This window comes from Flagellimonas aurea, from assembly GCF_017313785.1.
Lineage (GTDB): Bacteria > Bacteroidota > Bacteroidia > Flavobacteriales > Flavobacteriaceae > Flagellimonas > Flagellimonas aurea.
Genome location: NZ_JAFLNL010000003.1, coordinates 71,996 through 96,039, shown reverse-complemented (window position 1 = coordinate 96,039; position 24,044 = coordinate 71,996). Strand labels below are relative to the sequence as shown.

Here is a 24,044-nt window from a genome sequence, read left to right as displayed (position 1 = left end):
CATTAAAATTTTATCACCATAGCCATACCGTAGTTTGGCTTGTTGGTAAACGGATTTATATCTAAATAAGGGTTAAAGTCAACTGCTAGGTCGTCGCTCACATTGTATTGCTTCAAGTGGGAGTCCACATTGGCATCAATAATATTAAGGGCATAGAGTGCAATGGTAATGACCAGGGCAAGATCTCGGTCCCGTTGGGTGTTTTCTTGAGCTTCTTGCAGTGCTTCGGATGTTAGGTCCGGACCATTGCCATCTCCGTTCAAATCCCAGAACTCATCATCCTCAAAACCTGCAAGTCGCCGTTTAAAAGCATTCCTTGCTCTCCGATATTCGGTGTTGTTGAAGGAATAGACATAAATTCCTGTTCCTATGGCGCCCCAAACTATGGGTGCCTTCCAATAGCGTTTGTTGTAGATTTGTCCTAGACCCGGAAGAACGGCTGAATAAAACGCAGCTTTACTGGGAGCAAGGGGATTGATGCTCTTTTGCTTTGTTACCTCTTCAAAAGTAACACCTTCTCCTTCCATGGTTTGGGTAATAGAGTCTACCTCTTTGGTTTGCTGAGGCTGTTCCTTTTCTTTGTTTTCCTCTTCTTCTTGGGAAAAACCTGAATGAAACAACAAAAAGGCAAAGAGCAATAAAAGGAGGTTTTTATTCACCTGTCAACAATTTTTTGATACGCTTAAAATCTTCCTCTGAATGGAAGGGTATCACAATTTTTCCTTTTCCGTTTTTTGAAGTGGTAATGTCCACTTTGGTCGCTAGTCGCTCTTTGATGGAGTCCAAACTGCTGGAAACAAATTCAGGAACATCCGAAGTGCTCTTTTTCTTTTCGGAACCTGAACTTTTGGGTTCTTTATGGTCTTTCACCAATTGTTCGGTAGCTCTAACGGATAGGCCATCGGAAACCACCTTTTCATAAATGGCGATTTGGTCTTTTTTCTTGTCAATGTTGATAAGTGCCCTACCATGACCCATACTGATGAATCCATCCCGCATTCCGGTTTGGATAATCGGGTCCAATTTCAACAACCTAAGGTAATTGGTGATGGTGGAACGTTTTTTTCCAACGCGGTCACTCAATTTCTCTTGGGTAATCTCGATTTCATCAATCAAGCGTTGATAAGAGAGAGCAATTTCGATGGGGTCAAGATCTTGCCTTTGAATATTCTCCACCAAGGCCATTTCCAAGGATTCTTGGTCGTTGGCAATGCGGATATAAGCTGGAATGGTTTCCAATCCGACCAATTTGGATGCGCGGAACCTACGTTCCCCGGAAACCAACTGGAATTTGTTAAAATCCAGTTTCCTAACCGTTATAGGTTGTATAATGCCAAGTTCTCGAATGGAACTGGCCAGTTCTTCAAGGGTTTCGTCGTTAAAATTGGAACGTGGCTGGAATGGGTTTACTTCAATGGAATTGATATCCAGTTCTACTACATTACCTATAACCTTGTCCGCATTCTTGTCCGAAACTGATTTAATATCATTCTCAGGATCATTCAAAAGAGCGGACAGGCCTCTTCCCAACGCCTGTTTTTTTGTTGCTTTCGCCATCTAAACTTTCTCCTTGTTTTTCTTCAAAATTTCGTTGGCTAAGTTAAGATAATTGGAGGCACCTTTACTGCTTGCATCGTATTTTATGATGCTCTCGCCATAACTTGGTGCTTCGCTCAGCCTAACGTTTCTCTGGATGATGGTATCAAAAACCATATCCGCAAAGTGTTTTTTCACTTCTTCAACAACTTGGTTGGAAAGCCGTAACCTGGAATCGTACATGGTCAATAACATTCCTTCGATATCCAAATCGTTGTTGTGTATTTTCTGGACACTTTTTACGGTGTTCAATAATTTGCCAAGACCCTCCAATGCAAAATACTCACATTGAATCGGAATCATTACGGAGTCTGCCGCTGTTAGGGCGTTCAACGTCAACAATCCCAATGATGGGGCACAATCTATCAGTACAAAATCGTATTTGTCCCCAAGATTTTTTAGAGCTTCTTTTAGCATGTACTCCCTATTGTCCTTGTCAACCAATTCAATCTCGATGGCGACTAAGTCAATATGAGCCGGTACCAAATCTACGTTCGGGGAATCGGTGGAGATGGTGACTTCTTCAACGCTCATGGTATGTTCCAAAAGCTGGTAGGTCCCGTTTTCCACGGAATCAACATCAATTCCCAAACCGGATGTTGCATTGGCCTGGGGGTCGGCATCAATCAACAACACCTTTTTTTCCAATACACCTAAGGAGGCTGCAAGGTTTACCGTAGTGGTAGTTTTTCCTACTCCGCCCTTTTGGTTTGCTATAGCAATAATCTTGCCCATTTCATAGTAAGTTAGGTGCTAAAAATACGATTATTTAGGATGCGATAAAATGTAATTTGTTAACAGGGGGTGAATAAACCTGCTATTTAGCGTTAAATAAAGTTAAACTGATATTTATTAGACCGTTATAGGAATCAATCTAAAAGAATGTTCAGGATTTGAGTTGCGGCATTTGCTATTTTAGTGCCCGGACCGAACACGGCCACGGCCCCATTGTCCAACAAATGCTTGTAATCTTGTTTTGGTATCACGCCTCCTACGATGACCATAATGTCTTCGCGACCGTATTTTTTGAGTTCTTGGACTACCTCTGGAACCAAGGTTTTGTGGCCTCCCGCTAACGAAGATATCCCCAACACATGCACATCGTTTTCAACCGCTTGCTTGGCTACTTCGGCAGGGGTCTGGAACAAGGGTCCAATATCCACATCAAAACCAAGGTCTGCATATCCTGTGGCGACCACTTTGGCACCGCGGTCGTGCCCATCCTGACCCATTTTGGCCACCATAATACGTGGTCTGCGTCCTTCTTGCTCCGCAAAGGCATCTGCCAATTTGCGGGCATTTTCAAAGCTTTCGTCGTTTTTGATTTCTTTGGAATACACTCCGGTAAAGGATTGAATTTTTGCTCTGTAGCGTCCGAACGCACTTTCCATGGCATCGCTAATTTCACCTAAGGTAGCTCGCTCTTTTGCTGCTTCTACTGCTAAAGCTAATAAATTTCCGCGGTCGGAATTATTTTCCATGGCCTTTTTGGCCGCGATGCGGATAGCTTCGAGTGCTTTTTCCACTTTTTGGGAATCCCTACCGTTTCGGATTTGGTCCAAACGGGTCATTTGTTGTTTTCGAACCTTTGCATTGTCGACTTCCAAAATTTGAAGGTCGTCCTCGTTCTCCAGTCGGTATTTGTTCACCCCGACAATAATATCCTGTGCGCTATCGATGCGCGCTTGTTTTTTTGCTGCGGCTTCTTCAATCCGCATTTTTGGGATGCCTTTTTCGATGGCCTTCGTCATTCCGCCCAACTTTTCCACTTCTTGAATCAGCTCCCAGGCATTTTCTGCAATTTCTTGGGTCAGTTGTTCCACTTTGTGGCTACCTGCCCATGGATCTACCGTTTTGGTGATATGGGTTTCCTGTTGCAGATAGATTTGTGTGTTTCTCGCAATACGCGCAGAGAAATCCGTTGGCAATGCAATGGCCTCGTCCAAAGCATTGGTGTGAAGGCTTTGTGTGCCCCCAAAAACCGCCGCCATGGCTTCGATAGTTGTTCTGGCCACGTTGTTGAAAGGGTCTTGTTCTGTTAAGCTCCATCCACTGGTCTGACTGTGGGTACGGAGCATGGAGGATTTTGGGTTCGAAGGGTTGAATTGCTCTACCAGTTTTGCCCATAGCATTCGGCCTGCTCGCATTTTGGCAATCTCGGCAAAATGATTCATGCCAATACCCCAGAAAAAGGATAGCCGTGGAGCAAATTCATCAATTTTAAGCCCTGCCTTAATTCCTGTTCGGATATACTCAATGCCATCGGCCAAGGTATAAGCCAGTTCCATGGATGCAGGGGCTCCAGCTTCGTGCATGTGGTAACCGGAAATACTGATGCTGTTGAATTTCGGCATGTTTTTACTGGTGAACTCAAAAATATCGGCCACGAGCTGCATGGACGGAGTGGGTGGGTAGATGTAGGTGTTCCGAACCATGAACTCTTTCAAAATATCGTTCTGGATGGTCCCCGAAAGTTGCTCCATGGAAACACCTTGCTCCAGACCTGCCACAATGTAAAAGGCCATAATGGGAATCACGGCCCCGTTCATGGTCATGGAAACGGACATTTTGTCCAAAGGAATGCCGTTGAACAAAATCTTCATGTCCTCAATGGAATCTATAGCAACCCCTGCTTTTCCAACGTCTCCAACCACACGGTCATTGTCCGAATCGTAACCACGGTGGGTGGGTAGGTCAAAGGCCACGGAGAGTCCTTTTTGGCCAGCTTCTAAATTTCTTCTATAAAATGCATTACTTTCTTCAGCAGTTGAAAAACCTGCATATTGGCGAATGGTCCAAGGCCTGCGAACATACATGGTGGAGTAGGGGCCACGAAGGAAAGGGGAAATGCCGGCGGCAAAATTCTCGTGCTCGTAATTGAGGGTCTCGACTGTGCTCGACCCGACAGACAATTCCAGATGTTGAAGGTCCTTTCTACTCATCGTTCAATCTTTTTTGTTCGGATGCTTCGGCCAGTCTTTTTTCTATGATGGGTTCAATGATGGTTTTTCGCGCCTTGGTCTTTACAAACGGATAAAGTTCTAAGTTCTCCTTCATCCGGTCTTGTGGATTTTGATACTTGTTGGTACCGAGTGAAACTATCTTGCCTTCATCAAAAAGATGCTGTTCCTTTTCGGCGCTCTCCTTGATTTTCTGTTGGATGGTACCTTTTTTCAAAACATCCAAGAACCCGCCAGTTTTTTCTATTTGTTTGAATAGCGATAATGCTTTCTCAGCCAGCTGATTGGTGAGTGATTCAATATAATACGCTCCTTCCGCCATTTCAGATGCTTCGGAGAAATATCCTTCCTCTTTTAAAAGTAATAGTTGATTGCGTGCGATTCGCTCCCCAAACTCATTGTCCTTGTGGTAAATCGCATCGTAGGCAAGATTGGATGCGGTATCCGCTCCACCCAATACTGCCGACATGCATTCTGATGTGGTGCGGAGCATGTTCACATTGTAATCGTAAAGCGTTTTGTTGCGTTTGGACGGAATGGCCAAGATGTTGCACTCGCTTTGTATTCCATATGCTGATGCCAGACTTTTCCAAAGCCACCGCAATGCTCGTATTTTTGCAATTTCAAAGAAATAATTGCTTCCCACGGCCACCTTAAAGGTAACAGGAAAAGACTTCTCGACTGCGCTCGAAGTGACAATATGGTTTAGATACTCGTTGGCGTGAGCTAAACTGTATGCCAATTGCTGTACCATATTGGCACCGGCATTTTGGTAGAGCGAAGCATCGACCCCAACAATTGAGATATCCGATGTTCCGAGCGAGACTAAATCGGTAAGTAATTTGTGGTCTTTTTCTAGATTGTGATACCAATTGCCCTCTTTGGTCAAGTGTCCGATAATATCAATATTCAAATGGGCTTTTGCCTTTTTGTCGCTAAGAAGACCTACCAATTTTTTGATGGGCTCCAAGCTCAAAAATTCAAAATAAAAATAGAGTTCAATTTTCTCCATGTCCAAGTCCGAAAGCAGGACTTCAAAATCCGTGGTTTCATTGGGAATGGTAAAAATTAAACTTTCGACGCCTTTTTCAAGTATTGTGAGGGCTTTGGTGTTCGATTTTTTTTCGTCACCCACATAAATGACTTGGGCCACGGACCAATCATGGTTTTTGGGCAAGGAAAAAGTTGGGATGCTTTTTAAATCATCTTGATTGTAAAATGGTTTAACATTGATGCCCTCCAAAGATTCCCAGACCAAGGTGTTGTTATAGTCCGCACCTTTAAGATCCACTTGGATTTTTTGTTTCCATTGTTTGGTGGATACTTCTGGGAATTCACTAAATAGGCCAGTGTCACTCATCTTGCTTGTTTTTTAGACTATCTTCATATTCAATAAGGAATATTTCTTCGTTGTCCTTTTTCATGTAGTATTTCTCGCGGGCAAGCTTCTCAAGTTCTTTTTCATCGGACATCTTTTTCAAGATTTCCTTATCCTTGGCAATTTCGCTTTTCAAGAAATCCTTTTCTTTTTCCAACTTATCGATTTCGTTCTCGAGCTCCAAATGAATCATAAGGGAATTGGTGTCGAAAAAAGCCATCCATATCACAAAAATGGTCAGCACCAGAATGTAGGTGTTGGTCATAATCTTGAACCATTTCTTTTTTCTCAATTCCTTTAGGCCCATGTTACGCAAGTTTGTTGTTAATAATGGTCCTTACGATATCTACCGCAACTGTATTGTAATGATTGTTTGGGATGATGATGTCCGCAAACTCTTTCGACGGTTCTATAAATTGAAGGTGCATTGGTTTTACGGCCGTTTGATATCGGGTAAGCACTTTTTTTAGGTCATGTCCCCGTTCTTGGGTGTCGCGTTGCAGCCTTCGTATCAAGCGTTCGTCCGAATCGGCGTGTACAAATATCTTAATATCGAACAGTTCTCTTAATTTAGGATTGCTCAATACCAAAATTCCTTCAACGATCATTACTTTTCGGGGCGGAGTAGGAACGGTCTCCTTCATACGTGTTTCCTCCACAAAGGAGTAAATGGGCGTATCCACTGTTTTGCCCTCCCGTAATAGTTTAATATGTTCGATCAACAGGTCAAAATCTATCGAATTGGGATGGTCAAAATTAATATGGGTCCTTTCCTCCCTGCTTAAATGTGAAAGGTCGTTGTAGTAGGAGTCTTGAGATATGACCCCTACTTCATCCGTCGGCAATTGTTCCACTATTTGGTTCACCACCGTAGTTTTTCCGCACCCTGTACCGCCAGCAATCCCTAAGATCAGCATAGTTTGAATTTTGGCATCAAAAATACACAAATGATAACATCTCTTGTCTATCTGAGATACAACATAATTAATGATTAATAATACAGAAATTAATGATCATTGTCATGATTAATCCTTCGGGTGGCTCATAACTTTGTATGATTTTTAATGTATTACCCGTATATTTATCAACCTAACCCATGGAAAATTCTAATATGGATGACTCTTATTCCGTCAAGGTTGGAGAAGACTTTGACTTTAAACTTTCCAAGGACACTATTTCTTCGTTGGATTTGATCAAAACAGGTGAAAATACCTTCCATTTATTAAAGAATGGGGTTTCTTATCACCTAAAAATTATGGCTTCTGATTTTAACAGAGGCATATATAATGTCAGCATTAACGGTACCGAATTCGAGACCTCAATACAAACACCATTGGATGAGCTCATCAAAAAAATGGGATTTGCAGTAAATGCAGGAAAAAACATTGATTCCATTTCGGCCCCTATGCCCGGTTTAATTCTGGATATTTTGGTGGAAGAAGGCCAAGAGGTAAACGAAGAAGACCAATTATTGATTTTGGAAGCCATGAAAATGGAAAACATCATCACCTCTCCCAGAAGCGGAGTGATCAAAACAGTTAGTGTATCAAAAGGTGAGGCTGTGGACAAAAAGCAATTGTTGATTGAATTTCAATAAAGGATCATGAAAAAAATATTGATCGCCAATAGGGGCGAAATCGCGGTCAGGGTGATGAAGACCGTCAAAAAAATGGGCATCAAGACCGTTGCCGTATTCTCGGAGGCGGATAGGAACGCTCCACATGTCTTGCTGGCGGATGAAGCCGTTTGCATCGGAGAGGCGCCGTCCAATAAATCATATCTGAGAGGTGACAAAATCATTAAAGTAGCTAAATCATTGCAGGTTGACGGCATTCATCCAGGCTATGGATTCTTGAGCGAGAATGCTGATTTTGCCGAAGCTGTTGAAAATAGCGGGATTACCTTTATAGGCCCAAAATCCAAGGCCATTAAGATTATGGGCAGCAAGTTAGCCGCCAAGGAAACTGTGAAGGAATACGACATCCCAATGGTTCCCGGTATTGATGAGGCCATAACCGATGTGGACAAGGCCAAAGAGATTGCAAGAGAGGTAGGCTATCCTATTTTGATCAAGGCTTCTGCCGGTGGTGGGGGAAAGGGAATGCGCATAGTTGAGAAAGAAGAAGATTTGGAATCCGGTATGAAACGGGCCATAAGCGAGGCTACATCAGCCTTTGGCGATGGTTCTGTTTTTGTGGAAAAATACGTAAAGTCGCCACGACATATTGAGGTGCAGGTGATGGCAGATACCCATGGCAATGTGCTGCACTTTTTTGAACGAGAGTGTAGTGTCCAGCGCCGCCACCAAAAGGTGGTGGAAGAAGCACCATCATCCATTTTAACTCCTGAATTGCGAAAAAAAATGGGCGAGGCGGCCTGTAAAGTGGCCAAATCCTGTTATTATGTTGGAGCAGGGACCGTTGAGTTTTTGATGGATGCCGACCATAGTTTCTACTTTTTGGAAATGAATACTCGTTTACAGGTGGAGCACCCGGTGACCGAATTGATTACTGGGGTTGACTTGGTAGAGCTACAGATAAAAGTAGCACGGGGAGAAGCACTTCCCATGAAACAGGAAGACTTGACCATTACTGGGCATGCTGTGGAACTTCGAGTATATGCTGAAGACCCATTGAACGACTTTTTGCCAAGCGTGGGCAACCTGGAGACCTATCAATTGCCATCGGGTGAAGGAGTTCGGGTGGACAACGGATTTCGGGAAGGAATGGATATCCCAATCTATTATGACCCCATGTTGTCCAAATTGATTACTTATGGAAAAACGCGTGAAGAGGCCATAGAACTCATGCTGGAAGCCATTCAGAATTACAAAATAAAAGGAGTGCAGACCACCCTGCCATTCGGAAGTTTTGTATTTGCCCACGAAGCTTTCCGGTCAGGAAATTTTGATACGCATTTTGTAAAAACGCATTATTCTCCGGAAAAAATCAAGGAGCAAACAGCAGCTGAAGCCGAAGTTGCGGCCATGATAGCTCTCTATCAATATCTGGAGGACAAAAAAATAGTAAGATTACCATCAAATTGAATCCTATGGATCCCAAGATAAAAGCACTACAGGAAAAAATTGCCGAAGCCCATTTGGGCGGAGGTGTCAAACGAATCGAAAAGCAACATCAGAAAAAAAAGCTGACCGCCCGTGAAAGGGTACTGTACTTTTTGGATGATGGTTCTTTTGAGGAAATGGGCATTTTGGTGACCCACCGTACCACCGATTTTGGTATGGAAAAAGAAATGTACTATGGCGATGGTGTGGTAACGGGTTATGGAACGGTGAACGGAAGGTTGGTGTATGTGTATGCACAGGATTTTACAGTGTTCGGAGGTGCCCTTTCAGAAACTCATGCGGAGAAGATTTGTAAAGTGATGGATTTGGCGATGAAGGTCGGTGCCCCAATAATTGGACTTAATGATTCCGGTGGAGCACGTATACAAGAGGGCGTACGTTCACTCGGTGGTTACGCCGATATTTTTTATCGTAACGTGCAAGCTTCGGGAGTGATACCACAGATTTCTGCCATCATGGGCCCTTGTGCGGGGGGTGCTGTTTATTCGCCGGCTATGACCGATTTTATAGTAATGGTCGAAGAGACCAGCTATATGTTCGTAACGGGTCCCAATGTGGTAAAAACAGTGACCAACGAAAATGTGACCGCCGAGGAACTGGGAGGTGCAAGTACACATGCCGTTAAGTCTGGGGTCGCGCACAAAACATCCGCCAACGATGCAACCTGTTTGAACGATATCCGAAAGTTATTGGACTACCTTCCTCAGAACAATAAAGAAGTCACACCCAAAATTCCATACGAGCTTAAGGATGAGATTAGGGAAGAACTATCGGGAATAGTGCCGGACAATGCCAATAAACCATACGATATGCACGATGTGATTTCGGGTATTATAGACAGTGATTCGTTTTATGAGATCCATAAGGATTATGCAGAGAACATCATTACTGGTTTTGCTCGCTTGGGTGGAAGAAGTATCGGTATTATTGCGAACCAGCCTATGTTTCTGGCAGGAGTTTTGGATGTAAATAGTTCCACCAAAGCGGCCCGATTCACCCGTTTCTGTGACTCTTTCAATATCCCGTTGCTTGTTTTGGTCGATGTACCAGGGTTTTTGCCCGGAACGGACCAAGAGTGGAGCGGCATTATCATGCACGGGGCAAAATTACTCTATGCCTTGAGTGAAGCTACGGTACCAAGGGTAACCGTGATAACACGTAAGGCCTACGGTGGCGCCTACGATGTGATGAACTCCAAGCATATTGGCGCGGATTTCAACTTTGCTTGGCCCAGCGCCGAGATTGCTGTAATGGGAGCCAAGGGTGCCAGTGAAATCATTTTTAGACGTGAAATTGCTGCAGCCGATGACCCCGAAGCCAAATTAAAGGAGAAGGAAACTGAGTATGCCGATAAGTTCGCCAACCCTTACCGTGCCGCCAAACGTGGTTTTATTGATGAGGTGATCATGCCAAAGGATACAAGACGTAAATTATTGAAGACGTTTGCCATGCTAGAGAACAAAGAAGTTCAGACCCCTTGGAAGAAGCATGGGAATATTCCGTTGTAAGGTTGATGGTTAAAGGGTAAACGGTCAATGAATTGTCACTCTGCCTACAACATTACAGTTTTTCCCGTTTTAACTGATTCATCCGCGGCGAGTACAATTTTTAAGCTGTTGACAGCGTCGTTTAAGTGATCAGTGAGGTCACGGTCGTTATGAATGGCATCCAACAGATATTCTTGTTCCAACAAACAAAGTCCATCGTGGTCAGGCTCATCGGCTGTGTCAATGATATCATCTTTTTTGGCGAAGTGCCCTTTTGCATCAAGTTTGCTGTGGTGCAACTTTAAGCTACCTGTTTTGGAATGCCCATCAACATCGTCCGAGGCACCTTTGTCTTGATCGCTTATGGATACACATCCTTTTGGACCGATTACATCTTTGATAAAAAAAGCGGTTTCGCTCATCATGGGGCCCCAACCGGCCTCATACCAACCTACAGAGCCATCTTCAAAGCGGACCTGTAATTGACCGTAGTTGTACATGTCGGAAGCGATTTCGTCCGATAAATTTGCCCCGATAGCCGAAACACTGATGGGTTTGGAGCGAGTCATCGAACACATCACATCCACATAATGTACACCACAATCCACAATAGGCGACATGGAATTCATCAATTGTTTGTGGGTGTGCCAATGGTCTCCAGAGCTTTGCTGGTTAAGGTTCATGCGCATCACCAGAGGTTTGCCCAGTTCTTGGGCCATTTCCGTGAATTTGGCCCATGTGGGGTGAACTCTCAGGATATAGCCCACCACCATTTTACGCTGCAGCTTTTGAGCTAGATCAACCAATGTTTGGGCTTCCTCTACCGTCAAGGCCAAGGGTTTTTCTACAAAAACATGGGCTCCTGCTTCCAAAGCCATTCTGGCATAGTTAAAATGAGTATCGGGATAGGTGTTGATGGAGACTACATCTGGTTTCGAGATTGCAAGGGCTTCAGCATAATCTGAAAACATAGGGGTACCGCCCAATTCGTTTGAAAGTCGTTCCCTGCTTTTTGACCCTCTACTGACCAATCCAACGATTTCAAACCCATCTAATTTGTGGTATGCACGAGCATGCGACGTACCCATATTCCCGCATCCGACTACCAACACTTTTAAACTTGCCATGACGATAAAAATTTGATTTAAATATAAGGTTCTCTAAGCGATTTACCTGCTCCAATCAAGTTTAGATAAAGACAAATGCTCCTATGTCCTGCAACAATTTTCAACTACAACGTTGGATATGTTTCTTTATCATTAAACCTTTCTTAAATGCTTTACCGATCCATTGGGTATGACTAATTTTGCCTGATGGAAAAGTTAAATCAAAAACCCAACTTTGAATTTGTGGCCATGATGGCCGCATTGATGTCGATCGTAGCCTTGGCGATTGATGCAATACTGCCCGCAATTTCCAACATAGGGGCGGCAATCAACAGTACCGATTCTACAGACCATCAGTTATTGGTTACCATGATCTTCTTGGGATTGGGCGTTGGGCAGCTTTTCTTTGGACCCATTTCCGATAGTTTTGGGAGAAAACCAGTAGTTTACATGGGTTTTTCCATCTTTTTGGTGGCCAGTGTTATATGTTTGATGGCGCCTTCATTGGAGGTTATGGTGGTGGGAAGGATTTTACAGGGAATTGGACTGTCCGCGCCAAGAACCATTTCAATTTCCATTATTCGAGATACTTATGAAGGTGATTACATGGCCAAGATCATGTCTTTTGTAACCGCGTTTTTTATTTTGGTGCCCGTGGTGGCTCCTGCAATCGGAAAATTGATTTTGGACGCAACTGGATGGCAGGGCATTTTTTATGTGCAAATGTTCTTTGTGTTGGTCGTTGCTTTCTGGTTCTGGAAACGTCAGCAGGAAACGTTGCATCCTGAATATAAGATTCCGTTTACCAGACACGTATTTATTGATGGTGTAAAGGAATTTGTAAAGTATAGAGAGACGGTAGCCTTTACGTTGATTTCCGGATTGGTGACCGGTGCTTTTTTAGTGTATTTGAGCTCAGCACAACACATTTTTGAAGATCAATATGCGCTTAAGGAAGTGTTTCCATACATCTTTGCAGGTTTGGCCGTATCTATTGGATTATCAACCTTCATGAATGGTACTTTGGTGATGCGCTTTGGAATGAGAAGGTTGTCGTTGATGGCCACAATCGTATTCTGTATGGTGGCCTTGACCTATTCTTTTTTGTTTTTGAATTCGCCAAACCCAAGCATATATGTGTTGGTCGGATTTTTGTCAGTACAATTTTTCTGCCTTGGTTTTATGTGGGGTAATTTCCGTTCCATTGCCATGGAGCCCATTGGTCATATTGCTGGAATTGGAGCTGCCATAAATGGGTTTGTATCAACCGTACTTTCTATTCCGATTGCTACGTTTATCGGTGATTTTGTAAAGGATAGTGTATGGCCCCTTTTTGCAGGTTTGGCTATCTGCGGTATGGTTGCTCTGGCACTGTTTCTATTGACACATTTGCCCAAACGGAAACGTATAGCCGCATCCTAAATTAGTTGCTCGGAAAAAACACTTCGCCACTACAAGAATCTGAAGTCGCGCCGGTAACTGATTTGAGCACATTGGTTTCCCCTTCCAACCGAAGTACGCCCATTAAGGCAAAAACCAACGCTTCTTTGTATGCAATAAGCGTTTTGGTGGGTACCATGACCTCAATACTGCTCCCGAGTTTATTTTGAAGCGTATCCATAAAGAATTGGTTTAGCGCCCCACCACCGGTCGTTAGAAGTTTACTTTTGGATTTTCCATTGTTCTTGTGCTTCAGTGCTGCAAATGCAATCTGTTCACAATTATGATGAATGAACGTGTGCAATAAGTCTTCATTTGAAAGCTTGGAATCCTCTATCAAAGGCATGATTTCAGAAGAGAACCATTCGTATCCAGTGGATTTTGGATAGGGCAGGGTGTAATACGGTAGACTGTTCAGCTTTTGGAGCAGTCCGCGGTCCAATTTCCCAGATCTTGCAATCTTTCCATTTTCATCATAGGCCAATCCCATTTTATGGGTGATGTAATTAAGGGGCATGTTCGCTAAACCGATATCGTAGGCAATCCGTTCACCATTTTTATCAAAAGAAATATTGCTTATACCGCCTAGGTTTAGGCAAAAATCATATTCATGAAACAGTAATTTATCCCCAATAGGCACCAACGGAGCACCTTGTCCCTTTAGGGACACATCCTTAGATCTAAAATCACAGACCACCTGTTTTCCTGAAGTGTTTGCCAAAAGTTGCCCATCTCCCAATTGAAATGTAATGCCCTCATCGGGTCTATGGTGGGAGGTATGGCCGTGACTGGCTATAAAATCAACTTCTTCTCCCAATTCGCCTATAAATGCTTTGGACTGTTGCCCCAACCAAATGCCGTAATCCTTATTCAATTGACTATGGTCTTTTTCGGACAGATGAATCGCATTTTTGAGATATTCCCGCATCTCATCGGAATAATCGATTTCTGCCGTTTTTTTTATGGAAAAGTTCCATTTTCCATCTTCCTCCCAAATATGGCAATAGGCAATGTCCAATCCGTCCAAAGAGGTTCCCGACATCAGTCCCATAACTTTATAAGTCCTCATATTTTGTTGATTTTTATGATCAGGGAAATCGGTTTATCATCATCGTTCAAGACTTCCTTGATATTGAATTCAATATGTTCAATTTGATTGAGTTCTTGGATCCAATCTTCCATGGTCCGGGCGTACCACGAGTGTCCGTCCGTAAAATTGCCCGGCAGCCCTTTCCAGGAATCAGACAGCCACTGACTTTTATAAGGTAAACTGTTTTGTAAAAGAAAAAAGGGGTGAAGTGTCTGAATGATTAAGCTTCCCTTTGGGGTGAGTTGCATCAATGTGTTTGACAACAATTCGGTCAAGCCGTTTTTCAAATACAGACAGAAATTGAAGATGGCAGCATCAAAAGGTGGGTTGGGCATCTTTTCCCCTTTGATGATATCTTCAAAAGTGAACACTTCAAAGGTTTGATTGCTTCTTTTGAGCGCTTCTTTGATTAAATCTTCGGTGGCATCCAACCCCGTGGCTTTCCAACCAAATTTTTCCATTTCGCGGGTCAACCAGCCTTCACCGCAACCGATGTCCACTATCGTGTTTCCTTTCAATTCTTTGATTTCCTCTAAAATGGCAGGATTGGTAAATTTTCTTGAAGGAATTCTATTGTTTTGGATGATTTTCACCCATTCCTCAGCATTTTTGTTCCAAGATGATTTTATCTCATCGCTCATTGCCGAAAGTTTTCAGTTGAATAGGTAGCTTTCCTTTTCCTTGATTTTCTCCCAAAAAATGTTTGAAAGCAATGTCTTGAAAAGTAGGGAATTCTTGATAGACCAATACCACATTGGAATTGGGTTTGAGCTGTAAAATGTCCAAAACATACGGACTCCCGAACAAGTAAATCAGGGGGTCGTGTTTTTCGATAACTTCCTGCAACCTTGCCAAGGTTTCGTTATCAAAGCCGAATTGGTTCTTTGGTTTTACGGCAGGGGGGAAGATGCTCAATACAATTTGTTCCTTATTGTCGCTGGATAGGTTCTCTAAATCTATAACCTCTGACCCAAAGTGCGATCGGATATTTTGTGCAAAGGAATTGGTCTTGCCAGCACTCACTGAAATATTTAGGAAACTGGATGATTTTATTTTATTGACCTCAGAAGGATTTCCATATAATTCTGTGATTACACGTTCAGCAATCTCTCGATTTAATTCGTACGGTGAGCTTGGGTTTTTTGCTTCAGTGTCTTGGTCAAAAGATTTCTTTTTTAGGTGCCAAACCCTCTCAAAACTTTCGTTGATTCGCTCTTCGGAGGCATTCTTCATGATTTCATCAATACCTTCAACCACATGCTCGCTAAAGCAAAGCACATCCATTCCTGCCATGAATGCAGCATTTTCCAGCCTTCCTTTTTCAGGATATTTTTTGGACACAGCGTGCATATTAAGTGCATCAGAAATAACCACACCATCAAAACCCAATTGCTTTCTCAATAAATCAGAAATTATTTTTGATGATGTCGTGGAGGGGTGTTCTACATCTAACTGTGGCAATAGCAAATGGCCTACCATTACCGAATCAATACCGGATTCAATCAACTTTTTGAAAGGGTATAGTTCATTCTCCATGAGTTCTTCCATGGATTTATCAATAACCGGTAATCCCAAATGGGAGTCGGTTGCCGTATCGCCATGGCCAGGAAAATGTTTAATGGAATTCAGTGTTCCGCTCGAGGCCATCCCTTGAATAAGAGCTGCTGCTTTTGTATGAACGCTGTTTTTATCATCCCCAAAGGAACGGTAGCCTATTACAGGATTTTCCGGGTTGTTGTTTATGTCCACTACGGGAGCCAAGTTCCATTGTACCCCAGCTGCCTTACAATCATTTCCTATGGCTTCGCCAACTTTTTGAATAAGATCATAATTATTGATCAAAGCACCCAAGGTGATGGCATAGGGATATTGCGGGGTGTTTTCAATACGCATTGCCAGACCCCATTCGGCATCTATTGCAATCAATAAAGGTACGGTTGCCGCTTTTTGATAACGGTGGATAAGTTCCAATAAACGGTCGTAGCTCTTTTCGTTGTGCACAATCTTCTTCTTGCCTTCAAAATTGGTCGCAGCACTGGCCTTGCTATGAAAAAAGCATACGGAACCCACATGGTGCTCCTTTATGAGCTTTTCCATTTTCTGAACCTCTTCTTCGGTGTCGTTGATGAAAACCGCTGGCATAAACAATTGACCTACTTTTTGAGATAAGGTCAATGGTGTGGTCGGAAGTGTATATTTTGCTTGCGTTTTAGTCATTGGTTTCTGCCGTTTTTTTACCGTAATCCTCGGGATATTTTAAATAACGTAAGACAAAAAATGCGGGAAGGGCGGCAATGACCACCCAGATAAAAAAGCCATCGTACCCTAGCCATTCCTGAATATAACCGCTGAGCATACCGGGCAACATCATTCCCAGAGCCATAAAACCGGTGGCAATGGCATAATGTGAAGTTTTGGAAGCTCCTTCGGCTACATAGATCAAATACATCATAAATGCGGCAAAACCGAATCCGTATCCAAATTGTTCTATCACAACGGTGCCTACTACCGCATATAGACTTGTGGTCTGTGTTATGGCCAAAATCGCATAAAGTGCGTTGGGCAAATTAAGTGACAATAACATAGGAAGCATCCATTTTTTAAGACCATCACGCGAAATCAAGATGCCACCAAGGATACCGCCAAGCGATAACATGATGACACCGACCGTGCCGTAAATGGTACCAACAGCCTCCGTAGAGTAGGCCAGTCCGCCTACTCCCAAATCATCCAGTAAAAAAGGTGATGCCATTTTCACTAATTGTGACTCACCCAATCTATACGTCAAAACAAATAAAAGGGCCACTCCGATTTGATGTTTTTTAAAAAATGTAGCGAATACTTCAAAGAATCCTGCTGGTTTTTCTGTAGGTTCGGTTGTGGTTTCTTCAAATTTTGGTGCCGTAAAAAAATTGGAAATGGTAAGAACTATCATTAATACCGCTGCACTTATCATGGTAACGGACCAGGCTTTGGTATTGTCTCCGTATTGATTCTCCAAAAAACCCGCAAATATTACCAAAAGTCCCTGTCCGGTTACCATGGCTAATCGGTAAAAGGTACTGCGCAGTCCTATAAAAAAGGATTGCTTTTTCTGCGTGAGGCCAATCATATAGTAGCCGTCCGATGCAATATCATTGGTGGCAGAGGCGAAGGCCGCCATCCAAAAGAATGCCAATGTGATGATAAAGAAAGAATTCGATGGTAGAAAAAGTCCAATGCCCAAGAATGCCATTGAAATGAGTAATTGCATTCCTAAAAACCATTTCCTTTTGGTTCCATTTAAATCTACGATCGGGCTCCATAGTGGTTTTATCACCCAAGGTAAATACAGCCAACTAGTGTACAGCCCAATTTCGGCATTGCCAATTCCCAACCGTTTGTACATAATCACGGAAACCGTTACAACAAGAATGTACGGGATACCTTGCGTAAAGTATAAAAAGGGAATCCACAGCCATGCGTTCTTATCTTTTGGAGCTACACTCATTTGGGTTGTTTTAAAAGGTTTTGATAAATGCTTTTTTCAGATTTATCGATGATTTTTGCATCTACTATTTGTTCGTAGTAGGAAACGGGTCCAACTCCGCCGATAATGGCATAGGCATATCCCATTTCTTTTAGTGCCATCAATGATTTTACCAAAAGGACTTTACCTATATTTTTTCCTCTTTCCTTGTTGAGAACCCCCGTGGGGCCGAAAAAGTTTTTTGCGGTACTTTCAAAACAGGCAAAACCAAGAATCTCCTGTTCTCGCTGGGCTATATAGCAGTTTACGGGGAGTGATGAAAATGCAGCTTCAGCCTCATCTGCCCAATTTTTGCTGAAATGCTTGCCGACCCAGTCCACCACAATACTCCTTTCTGGTGTAATGGGTCTTTTAAAGACAATGCCTTCCATCTCGAAAAGATTTTTTTCCTCTTCTGAAATATCCGGTAGGTCCAAAAGTCGCACGAGCATATCCTGCATAAGGGTCTAATTTACGTTTAATGGTAGCATAGCACTTTCGTTGCCATAAGCATCGCTAACATTGATTTGTATATCGTTTCGTAACTGCTTTTTGGTCAGTTGAAATTGATAGCATCCTTCCATATCACTTTCTGAAATATATTGTTTTCCAACGAGTTGGTGTTTTTCTTTTTTAGATGTGTAAAGATTTAGAAATCGGGGGATTTCATCTGTATGGTTGACGCAGATATTCAAAATTTGTTCGTTCAACTGAACGGATTTGATGGCCGGTAATTGAACTTCTCGAACAACTTTGTTGAGTGGTCCGGGGTTTTCGGCAGGCAAACGATAATACTTCTTTTGAAGCTTCTCATTTACTTTTTTATGCTGACCTATCAATGATTTTGCACTAAAGAATATATTTCCATCGATGTGGTCCAATTCCCGGGCAAAGTTCAACTGTTTTGGAATCTCATTATTTTTGTCCCAAGCCTTGTCGGCGTTGTTCTTTATTTTGTAGGTGCCATTTCCGATGTATAGATTGGTGTTGGGTGTGTGCTGGTCCCACCAAGATGTTATGATCTTATGGGATGCCACCGGATAGTCCATGCTCCAATAAACTTGTGGGGCCAAATAATCCAGCCAGCCTTCTTGGACCCAAAGTACGGGGTCGGCAAATAGATCTTCATAGGTGGTTTGTCCCGCTTTGGTATCGGAACCCATGGGGTCGGTACTCTTATTTTTCCAGACTCCAAAAGGGCTTATCCCGAATTGAACCCATGGCTTGTGCTTTTTTATGGTCCGATGCACATTTTGAACTAGCGAGTCCACATTGCTTCGTCGCCAATCTTCCAAGGATTGACTCGGTAATCCATATTTTGCATAGGTTGCTGCATCATCAAAAGTGTCCCCCTCTACTTTGTAGGGGTAGAAGTAGTCATCAAAATGTATGGCATCCACCTCATAAGTGGTGACCAACTCTTCTATAATTTTATTGAACTTTTCCCTAACTGCGGGTAGTCCTGGGTTGTAATAATTCTTTTTCCCGTATTGAATGATCCAATCGGGGTGTTGGTAATAATCGTGCTTTTGGGAAAGTAAAGAAGTATCCAAGCTAACTGTTGCTCTATATGGGTTCAGCCAAGCATGGAATTCCATCCCGCGTTTATGGGTTTCGTTGATCATCCATTTGAGCGGCTCCTCAAAACCAGAGGGGGCTTTACCTTCCGTACCGGTCAAATATCTGGACCAAGGTGCCAAATTGGTAGGGTAGAGGGCGTCTCCCGCGGTGCGTACCTGTACTATTGCCGCATTGAAATTCATTTTTTGGTAGAAATCTAGGATTTCGATGAAATCCTTTTTTTTCTTGGAAACATCGTCATTTGGATGTTTGGGCCAATCAATATTGGCCACTGTGGCAATCCATACGCCCCTAAACTCTTTTTTAGGTGCCTTTACGGTTGCGCAAGCGCATGTAAAAAGTATGGGCAATATGTATAAAAACCGACGCATATATATGATAAAAAAAGGCCTACGTATGCACTAAATGTAGGCCTTTTCAAGATTAATTAAACAACTAACAACTTAAAAACATTAACCTTTTAAATGGCTGGGTCAGCCGGTGTGTTTGTATTGTTATCTCTTTCAGTGTTAGGATAAGGATAGAAGTTTCTGTTTCGTTCTTCCTCAAAGTTTTGGACAGATGGAGTCGGTTCCGGCCTTCCAAATCTTCTACTGTCCTCCAAGCTTGCACCTGTCAAGAACAATTCTATTCTCCTATTTTTATAAACTTCGTTCAATAATGCGTCTACTGAAGTGTCTCCAGCATATTCAGGTAAACTGGCATTTACTCCGAACACATCATCTGTGTCGGTCAACACTAAATTTAAGGCTGTAATGGCGGCACCAGTATCAGGGGAGGCTTTCCTAAGGTTGGCCTCTGCAATGATCAAGTTCATTTCATCTGGTAGATATAAAGGAATTGACTCCGATCCATTCTCTTCATCAAAAAAACCGGCTAGATCCTCGATAGGAAGTTGGTTAAGATTTAATGTGTCCAATGGAATTAAGTAGAACTCGGTCCTACCATCATTTTCGTCGATATCAAATGAATCTGGTAGTCCAAAATTATCTCTTGGTTTAAAGTTTGGAGTCCCATTTTGATATACCCTTGCCCAAATAGGATTTAGGTTTTGTGAATCGTAGCTGAACACAGAAGTTGATGATTGGTCTACTTCTGCTGCCGCAGCAATGGCAGCATCATAATTGCCAGCGTACAGGTTAAACCTTGCCAACATAGCATCCAAAGTGTTTTCCAAGTCGATTTGCCCTCTCAATATCTCTTCTTCAAATTCTGAAGAAACAGGAGTGGCGGCCAACGTATTTTTAGCCTCGTTCAACAAAGTAATAGCAGTGTTAAAGCCCTCTATGCGAGAAACAAAAGGAGGGTTATCTTCTGATGTTGCCACAATAACTTGCTCATAATTTTGAGCCATGGCGCCAATACTCATTGCATGGTATAGGTTTGCATAGGCAATCAATCCACTTTGAGTTCCTGGATCAATGTCTATGGTTGCAGCATTTGTTGAAATATCTTCGGCAATACCTATTACTCTGAGCATGGTGGTCCAGAGTCCAATTACATTTGAGTTAGTGTTTGGAATATCCCCTCCATCCTCTAGATCAATCATATTTTGAAAAGTGGTGGTGATACCTGCCTCTCTTGTTGTTATGGCAGGGGTTTCTATAATGTATCGCAAACCTGTTGTGGAATACAGTTCCTGCATTCCCGTGGTTGCGGCCAAGATACCTTCTCTCGATGAGAACACCTGATCGCTGGTTGCTGAATTTGGATTGTCAAAATCGGTTTCGCAAGATGTAAATGCCAATACAGTTGTTAGCAGAAACATCAGCTTATATGTGTTATATCTGTAAAATTTCATTGTCAATTTTTTTAAGATTAGAAGCTTACGTTAACGCCTAACTGATATGTTCTTGGAATCGGCACCGTTGCAAAATCGAATCCACGTACACCGTTGCTTTGTCCCGCGGCACTAACTTCTGGATCCCATCCTGAGTAATCGTCCCAAGAGAATAGGTTTCTACCCACCAAGCTAAATTTGATGTTGTCGATATATTCCCAGCTCGGTTTAAGATTGTAGCTCAATGCTACCTCACGTAGTTTTACGAAGGATCCATCTTCTACGAATTCTTCAAAAATGTTTGCCTGTGCACTTCCGTAACCTTTAGGACGGTTGCCCAACAATTCTTGTCCAACATTGTATCCACCTCCGAACACTACGTTGTCCAATAATCTTCTGTTCCAGTTGAAAACATCGTAACCTTGTACGGCATCGAACTGTACTCTAAGTCCAAAATCCTTGTAGGTGAACTCATTGATCAAGGAGCCGAACCAATCTGGGTTTGGATCTCCGATTACCTTAGAGGACTCTCCGTCTTCCGTTGTACCTCTGTAAGGATAGCCGTCTTCGTCCAATGCAATAGATCCATCCTCATTTCTTGCGTAGAATTGACGATAGAACACACCAAGTGGTTCACCTTCTATAACATAGTTGGTGGAAAAACTTCCGGCCAATGTTAATCGGCCTCCTCCAGCTACACTGGTCACCTCGTTTTTGTTAGTGGAAAATGTGGCGGTAACATCCCAACTAAAATCGGGTGTTCTTATCGGGGCACCTCTTAAAAGAACCTCAACACCTGTATTTTCCAAGTTGCCAACATTTTCAAACCTGGAGCCAAATCCACTGGATGGCGCCAATACCCTTGGCAAAAGAAGATCCGTTACTTTTTGTTTATAATAAGAGAATTCGATACCTAATCTATTGTCGAACAATCCTGCATCAAAACCTAGTTCAATTTCATCTTGTCTTTCTGGTTTCAAATCTTCGTTACCTTGGGCAGTGGAAGGAATCAAACTTACCGAACCTGTTAAAGCAGATGGATTGTAGATAGAGAATCTGTCAAAGGCTCCCAATGCGGTCAAGTTCCCAGCTTGACCCCAAGATGCCCTAAGTTTTAGTAGGTTGAACGTACCACCTAGTGATTCCTGCCAAAAATCTTCATCGGAAATTACATAGGATCCACTGGCTTTAAAATACAGCTGGTTACGCTCGTCCTCGCCAAAGGTCGATGCTCCGTCCATACGCACGGCGCCATTCACGTAGATTTTATCGTTAAAAGAGAAGGATTGCTGTAAAAAAGCACCCCAGTAAGAAATTTGAGACCTTGTTTCACCTTGTTCCAATATACTACCTCCTGTGGCAGTCTGAACAACGGGTGGAAGACCAGTGGCATTAATTCCTACACGATCACGCTCTTCATACTGCCATGACCCGCCTAACGTAGAAGTTGATGTAATGGCATCCGTTAAATCCGTGTCGTATGTCACATTAAGGTCAGAGTTGTATTGAAAATTGTTCAAATCAGCCCTTCTTGCATATCCATCAGGGTTGGGGGATGTGTTTCCAATTGGGATGTAAGCTGTCGCAGACTGATTGTAGTAATCCATACCCAAAGTATATTTCGCACTCAAATGCTCATTAAAGTTGGCATCCAAAGCAATACTTGTGATAAAACGATTGGTTTTTTGGCCAAAATCAAATCGGGCCACGGCCTCGGCAGGATTTGTTCTTGGAACTGCAGGAGAAGTTATAGGATAAACTCCGGATTCATCTGGTGAAGGATCTATTGAGTTATCGCTGAAAACAAAGCCTGTAATTGCACCATATGCATTGTTGATACCACCATTTGGCACATCTTTGCTTACACTTCTTATAAAGTTGAAACCACCTGTAATATCTAGCCAATCAAATGCTTTTTGAGTCAAGTTGGCTTTTAAACCATATCTCTTGAAGTTAGTGTTTTCGACAATACCTTCATTGTCCAAGTGAGAAGCGGACAGGTAATAAGATGTTTTTTCTGAACCACCTGTCATAGATAAGTAGTTTTCTATTCCGAAACCTGTATCAAAGAAAGAATCTTGAAGGTTGTAGCGCTCTACTTCGTAAGTAGCTAAGTTGGTTCTGTCACCGGGAACCTCCCATGCCAATGGTACGGTATTGTAGTCAATCTCTTTTCTTAGTTCGTTTACCCTAACATTGGTCATAAAAGAGAATTTTGGTTCGCCGCTTCTTCCTTGTTTTGTAAAGATCTGTACCACACCATTACTTGCCCGGGAACCATATATTGCCGCTGCAGCTGCACCTTTTATCACCTCGATTTTCTCGATGTCGTTGGGGTTTATGTCCGCCAAACGGTTTTGGGCATTACCACCAAGGTCTACAAGTTCGTTACTGCTGTTACTGATAATGATTCCATCCACAATATAAAGTGGGTCGGAGTTACCGGCTATGGTACTTGGCCCCCTTAAACGGATACTGATACCACCGGCAGGGTCACCCGAGTTCTGTTGAACCAAGGCACCCGTGATTTTACCGGCAATGGCTTGGTCAATTTGCGTGGCACCATTGTCGGTAAGCTCTTCGGCTTTGACCGATGAAATAGCGTTACCCAATGCCCTTTTGTTGGCTCCGGATCCCGTACCTGTAACGACTACTTCATCAAGACTCAAAAGGTCTTCTGCAAGTGCTATGTCATTGGTTATTGTGGTGCTTCCGCCAGCATTAACGGATACCTTCTGTGTGGTAAAACCTAGCGAACTGAATACTAAGTTGTAAGAACCAGAGTCCAAAGTAGCTGTAAAGCTGTAGTTACCATCAAAATCGGTCACTGTACCGAAAGTTGTGTTTTCAACAAAAACCGATGCGCCTGCCAGTGGCAGATTTGTGCCGGTTTCAGTAATGGTTCCCGTAAAGGTGTATTGGCTCTGGCCAAACGCAGATAGCGTTGATGCCACAAGAGCGAACAAAACCAATCGGAACCTCAATCCTAGAAAATCCTGAAGTTTTCGCATAAAAATGAGTAGTTTAATTTAA

20 protein-coding genes are annotated in these 24,044 nt (G+C 42.8%); 4 read left to right on the top strand and 16 right to left on the bottom strand.

What is annotated here, in order from left to right:
• Positions 1 to 2: 2 nt before the first annotated feature.
• The 7 genes from J0656_RS06185 to udk form a co-directional block, all read right to left on the bottom strand.
• Entirely contained in the window at positions 3 to 659 is a 657-nt protein-coding gene (locus tag J0656_RS06185; protein ID WP_225604984.1) for a DUF5683 domain-containing protein, read from the bottom strand.
• A complete protein-coding gene (locus J0656_RS06180; protein WP_207032333.1) occupies positions 652 to 1,557 on the bottom strand; it encodes a ParB/RepB/Spo0J family partition protein in 906 nt (301 codons plus the stop codon). Before J0656_RS06180 ends, J0656_RS06185 begins: the two co-directional genes overlap by 8 nt.
• Positions 1,558 to 2,331, bottom strand: coding sequence for a ParA family protein (locus J0656_RS06175; protein WP_176620466.1), 774 nt, complete (start codon positions 2,329 to 2,331; stop codon positions 1,558 to 1,560).
• Positions 2,332 to 2,465: 134 nt separating this feature from the next.
• Positions 2,466 to 4,538 carry a methylmalonyl-CoA mutase gene (gene scpA / locus J0656_RS06170; protein ID WP_207032331.1) on the bottom strand — a complete coding sequence of 691 codons (2,073 nt, stop codon included), beginning with the start codon at positions 4,536 to 4,538 and terminating at the stop codon, positions 2,466 to 2,468.
• Complete coding sequence (locus J0656_RS06165; RefSeq protein WP_207032330.1) at positions 4,531 to 5,916, bottom strand: methylmalonyl-CoA mutase subunit beta; 1,386 nt, start codon at positions 5,914 to 5,916, stop codon at positions 4,531 to 4,533. The genes scpA and J0656_RS06165 overlap by 8 nt, the downstream gene beginning before the upstream one ends.
• Positions 5,909 to 6,241: an FtsB family cell division protein gene (locus tag J0656_RS06160; RefSeq protein ID WP_176620463.1), complete on the bottom strand. Its 333-nt coding sequence runs from the start codon at positions 6,239 to 6,241 to the stop codon at positions 5,909 to 5,911. The genes J0656_RS06165 and J0656_RS06160 overlap by 8 nt, the downstream gene beginning before the upstream one ends.
• Position 6,242: 1 nt before the next feature.
• A complete protein-coding gene (gene udk, locus J0656_RS06155) occupies positions 6,243 to 6,851 on the bottom strand; it encodes a uridine kinase (RefSeq protein WP_176620462.1) in 609 nt (202 codons plus the stop codon).
• A 179-nt stretch (positions 6,852 to 7,030) separates the two neighbouring features.
• Between udk and J0656_RS06150 the strand changes: the two genes are divergently transcribed.
• Genes J0656_RS06150 through J0656_RS06140 form a run of 3 tightly spaced genes read left to right on the top strand, consistent with a single transcriptional unit; the run spans position 7,031 to position 10,527 of the window.
• Positions 7,031 to 7,531 carry an acyl-CoA carboxylase biotin carboxyl carrier protein subunit gene (locus tag J0656_RS06150; protein ID WP_207032329.1) on the top strand — a complete coding sequence of 167 codons (501 nt, stop codon included), beginning with the start codon at positions 7,031 to 7,033 and terminating at the stop codon, positions 7,529 to 7,531.
• A gap of 6 nt (positions 7,532 to 7,537) precedes the next feature.
• Positions 7,538 to 8,980: an acetyl-CoA carboxylase biotin carboxylase subunit gene (gene accC / locus J0656_RS06145; RefSeq protein WP_207032328.1), complete on the top strand. Its 1,443-nt coding sequence runs from the start codon at positions 7,538 to 7,540 to the stop codon at positions 8,978 to 8,980.
• A 5-nt stretch (positions 8,981 to 8,985) separates the two neighbouring features.
• Entirely contained in the window at positions 8,986 to 10,527 is a 1,542-nt protein-coding gene (locus tag J0656_RS06140) for an acyl-CoA carboxylase subunit beta (RefSeq protein WP_207032327.1), read from the top strand.
• 44 nt (positions 10,528 to 10,571) lie between these two features.
• Here J0656_RS06140 and J0656_RS06135 read toward each other — a convergent pair whose 3' ends face one another.
• A complete protein-coding gene (locus tag J0656_RS06135; RefSeq protein ID WP_207032326.1) occupies positions 10,572 to 11,633 on the bottom strand; it encodes a Gfo/Idh/MocA family protein in 1,062 nt (353 codons plus the stop codon).
• Positions 11,634 to 11,819: 186 nt separating this feature from the next.
• On the opposite strand from J0656_RS06135, the gene J0656_RS06130 reads away from it, so the two are divergent.
• Positions 11,820 to 13,034 carry a multidrug effflux MFS transporter gene (locus J0656_RS06130; protein ID WP_207032325.1) on the top strand — a complete coding sequence of 405 codons (1,215 nt, stop codon included), beginning with the start codon at positions 11,820 to 11,822 and terminating at the stop codon, positions 13,032 to 13,034.
• Position 13,035: 1 nt separating this feature from the next.
• On the opposite strand, the gene J0656_RS06125 is transcribed toward J0656_RS06130, so the two are convergent.
• The 8 genes from J0656_RS06125 to J0656_RS06090 form a co-directional block, all read right to left on the bottom strand.
• Positions 13,036 to 14,121 (bottom strand): anhydro-N-acetylmuramic acid kinase, encoded by a 1,086-nt coding sequence (locus J0656_RS06125; protein WP_207032324.1) that lies wholly within the window; start codon positions 14,119 to 14,121, stop codon positions 13,036 to 13,038.
• Positions 14,118 to 14,783: a class I SAM-dependent methyltransferase gene (locus tag J0656_RS06120; protein ID WP_207032322.1), complete on the bottom strand. Its 666-nt coding sequence runs from the start codon at positions 14,781 to 14,783 to the stop codon at positions 14,118 to 14,120. The genes J0656_RS06125 and J0656_RS06120 overlap by 4 nt, the downstream gene beginning before the upstream one ends.
• Positions 14,773 to 16,359 (bottom strand): glycoside hydrolase family 3 protein, encoded by a 1,587-nt coding sequence (locus tag J0656_RS06115; protein ID WP_207032320.1) that lies wholly within the window; start codon positions 16,357 to 16,359, stop codon positions 14,773 to 14,775. Before J0656_RS06115 ends, J0656_RS06120 begins: the two co-directional genes overlap by 11 nt.
• Positions 16,352 to 17,632 carry an MFS transporter gene (locus J0656_RS06110; protein WP_207032318.1) on the bottom strand — a complete coding sequence of 427 codons (1,281 nt, stop codon included), beginning with the start codon at positions 17,630 to 17,632 and terminating at the stop codon, positions 16,352 to 16,354. Before J0656_RS06110 ends, J0656_RS06115 begins: the two co-directional genes overlap by 8 nt.
• Positions 17,629 to 18,111, bottom strand: a complete 483-nt coding sequence (locus J0656_RS06105; RefSeq protein WP_207032316.1) for a GNAT family N-acetyltransferase — start codon at positions 18,109 to 18,111, stop codon at positions 17,629 to 17,631. The genes J0656_RS06110 and J0656_RS06105 overlap by 4 nt, the downstream gene beginning before the upstream one ends.
• Before the next feature lie 6 nt (positions 18,112 to 18,117).
• On the bottom strand, positions 18,118 to 19,602 hold the full coding sequence (locus tag J0656_RS06100) for a glycoside hydrolase family 10-like protein (RefSeq protein ID WP_207032315.1): 1,485 nt from the start codon (positions 19,600 to 19,602) through the stop codon (positions 18,118 to 18,120).
• Positions 19,603 to 19,691: 89 nt separating this feature from the next.
• On the bottom strand, positions 19,692 to 21,032 hold the full coding sequence (locus tag J0656_RS06095; RefSeq protein WP_207032313.1) for a RagB/SusD family nutrient uptake outer membrane protein: 1,341 nt from the start codon (positions 21,030 to 21,032) through the stop codon (positions 19,692 to 19,694).
• Positions 21,033 to 21,049: 17 nt separating this feature from the next.
• On the bottom strand, positions 21,050 to 24,022 hold the full coding sequence (locus J0656_RS06090; protein ID WP_207032312.1) for a SusC/RagA family TonB-linked outer membrane protein: 2,973 nt from the start codon (positions 24,020 to 24,022) through the stop codon (positions 21,050 to 21,052).
• Between the last annotated feature and the right edge of the window lie 22 nt (positions 24,023 to 24,044).

What these genes read in the sequence shown, in the direction of transcription:
- J0656_RS06180 (WP_207032333.1), bottom strand. Translation starts at nt 1,557, where the DNA reads ATGGCGAAAGCAACAAAAAAACAGGCGTTGGGAAGAGGCCTGTCCGCT.
- J0656_RS06175 (WP_176620466.1), bottom strand. Translation starts at nt 2,331, where the DNA reads ATGGGCAAGATTATTGCTATAGCAAACCAAAAGGGCGGAGTAGGAAAA.
- scpA (WP_207032331.1), bottom strand. Translation starts at nt 4,538, where the DNA reads ATGAGTAGAAAGGACCTTCAACATCTGGAATTGTCTGTCGGGTCGAGC.
- J0656_RS06165 (WP_207032330.1), bottom strand. Translation starts at nt 5,916, where the DNA reads ATGAGTGACACTGGCCTATTTAGTGAATTCCCAGAAGTATCCACCAAA.
- J0656_RS06160 (WP_176620463.1), bottom strand. Translation starts at nt 6,241, where the DNA reads ATGGGCCTAAAGGAATTGAGAAAAAAGAAATGGTTCAAGATTATGACC.
- udk (WP_176620462.1), bottom strand. Translation starts at nt 6,851, where the DNA reads ATGCTGATCTTAGGGATTGCTGGCGGTACAGGGTGCGGAAAAACTACG.
- J0656_RS06150 (WP_207032329.1), top strand. Translation starts at nt 7,031, where the DNA reads ATGGAAAATTCTAATATGGATGACTCTTATTCCGTCAAGGTTGGAGAA.
- accC (WP_207032328.1), top strand. Translation starts at nt 7,538, where the DNA reads ATGAAAAAAATATTGATCGCCAATAGGGGCGAAATCGCGGTCAGGGTG.
- J0656_RS06140 (WP_207032327.1), top strand. Translation starts at nt 8,986, where the DNA reads ATGGATCCCAAGATAAAAGCACTACAGGAAAAAATTGCCGAAGCCCAT.
- J0656_RS06135 (WP_207032326.1), bottom strand. Translation starts at nt 11,633, where the DNA reads ATGGCAAGTTTAAAAGTGTTGGTAGTCGGATGCGGGAATATGGGTACG.
- J0656_RS06130 (WP_207032325.1), top strand. Translation starts at nt 11,820, where the DNA reads ATGGAAAAGTTAAATCAAAAACCCAACTTTGAATTTGTGGCCATGATG.
- J0656_RS06125 (WP_207032324.1), bottom strand. Translation starts at nt 14,121, where the DNA reads ATGAGGACTTATAAAGTTATGGGACTGATGTCGGGAACCTCTTTGGAC.
- J0656_RS06120 (WP_207032322.1), bottom strand. Translation starts at nt 14,783, where the DNA reads ATGAGCGATGAGATAAAATCATCTTGGAACAAAAATGCTGAGGAATGG.
- J0656_RS06115 (WP_207032320.1), bottom strand. Translation starts at nt 16,359, where the DNA reads ATGACTAAAACGCAAGCAAAATATACACTTCCGACCACACCATTGACC.
- J0656_RS06110 (WP_207032318.1), bottom strand. Translation starts at nt 17,632, where the DNA reads ATGAGTGTAGCTCCAAAAGATAAGAACGCATGGCTGTGGATTCCCTTT.
- J0656_RS06105 (WP_207032316.1), bottom strand. Translation starts at nt 18,111, where the DNA reads ATGCAGGATATGCTCGTGCGACTTTTGGACCTACCGGATATTTCAGAA.
- J0656_RS06100 (WP_207032315.1), bottom strand. Translation starts at nt 19,602, where the DNA reads ATGCGTCGGTTTTTATACATATTGCCCATACTTTTTACATGCGCTTGC.
- J0656_RS06095 (WP_207032313.1), bottom strand. Translation starts at nt 21,032, where the DNA reads ATGAAATTTTACAGATATAACACATATAAGCTGATGTTTCTGCTAACA.
- J0656_RS06090 (WP_207032312.1), bottom strand. Translation starts at nt 24,022, where the DNA reads ATGCGAAAACTTCAGGATTTTCTAGGATTGAGGTTCCGATTGGTTTTG.